We start from the raw sequence: 1,504 nt of genomic DNA, 5'->3' as shown, positions 1-1,504 counted from the left end.
GAGAGTGTGATACTTTTTCTGTAAAATAATGATTAGAAGGTTCTTCTATGATAAAATAAATATCATTAGGAGGGCCTTTTATTATGGCAAGACAAAAGAAACCTGTACATCGAGTACAAATGACAGAGGGAAAGAGAAACATTATTCATCAGCTTCTTGAAGAGTATGATATCCAGTCTGCAGAAGACATCCAGGATGCTCTAAAAGACCTTTTAGGTGGCACGATAAAGGAAATGATGGAGGCTGAAATGGATGACCATCTCGGTTACGAAAAATCAGAGCGGTCAGACAATGACGATTACCGGAATGGTTATAAGACTAAGCAGGTCAACAGCCGATATGGTTCCATGAAGATCGAGGTGCCGCAGGATCGTAAATCGACTTTTGAACCACAGGTGGTAAAGAAGCGTCAGAAGGATATTTCTGATATTGACCAAAAGATCATCTCAATGTATGCAAAAGGCATGACTACACGCCAGATCTCAGAAACCATTGAGGATATCTATGGATTTGAGACATCAGAAAGTTTTATTTCAGATGTGACAGATAAGATCCTTCCGCAGATTGAGGACTGGCAGAACCGGCCACTGGATGAGGTGTATCCAATCCTGTATATTGATGCGATACATTATTCTGTGCGGGATAACGGCGTGATCCGTAAACTTGCTGCATATGTCATTCTTGGGATTAATACCGAAGGAAAAAAGGAAGTCCTGACGATCAATATTGGAGATAACGAAAGCGCGAAATATTGGCTTTCTGTCATGAATGAACTGAAAAATCGAGGGGTAAAAGATGTTTTGATCATATGCGCCGATGGACTGACCGGCATCAAGGAAGCAATCGCTACAGCTTTCCCTAAAACAGAGTATCAGCGCTGTATCGTGCATCAGGTAAGAAACACCCTGAAATATGTTCCAGATAAAGATAGAAAATCTTTTGCAACGGATCTAAAAACCATCTATCAGGCTGCTGATGAGAAGAAAGCACTGGCTGCATTAGATCATGTAACAGAAAAATGGACGCCGAAATATCCGAATTCTATGAAACGCTGGAAAGAAAACTGGGATGCCATATCCCCGATTTTCAAGTTCTCAACAACCGTCAGAAAGGTCATTTATACGACCAACGCGATTGAATCCCTGAATTCCACCTACCGCAAACTGAACCGTCAGAGAAGCGTATTTCCGAGCGATACAGCTCTGCTGAAAGCCCTGTATCTGGCTACGTTTGAAGCAACGAAAAAGTGGACAACAAGAATCTGGAATTGGGGGCAGGTCTACGGCGAATTGAGTATTATGTATGAAGGACGATTACCGGAATAGTACATTTGCTGAAATAGTACATTACATTGTAAACCAAGACAGACGGAAACTCCGCCTGCTCTTGACATGTCATTTTTCAACTGTTATATATAACTAAAGGGCAAAAAGCTCTGACAAAGAATTTTTTGCCTTTCATTATCATAGAAGAATCTTATTTACAGACTTTTTCTCATAGTCTC

The 1,504-nt window shown here is 40.8% G+C and carries 1 protein-coding gene; it reads left to right on the top strand.

The annotated features are described in order from the left end of the window. Positions 1 to 83: 83 nt before the first annotated feature. The gene (locus DXA20_RS15915) at positions 84 to 1,325 is read left to right on the top strand and encodes an IS256 family transposase (protein WP_118562103.1); all 1,242 of its coding nucleotides are present in this window, start codon (positions 84 to 86) and stop codon (positions 1,323 to 1,325) included. Positions 1,326 to 1,504: the final 179 nt, after the last annotated feature.

The sequence above is a fragment of the Roseburia sp. AM59-24XD genome (genome assembly GCF_003478445.1).
Lineage (GTDB): Bacteria > Bacillota > Clostridia > Lachnospirales > Lachnospiraceae > Jutongia.
This window is presented reverse-complemented; position numbering and strand designations above follow the sequence as displayed.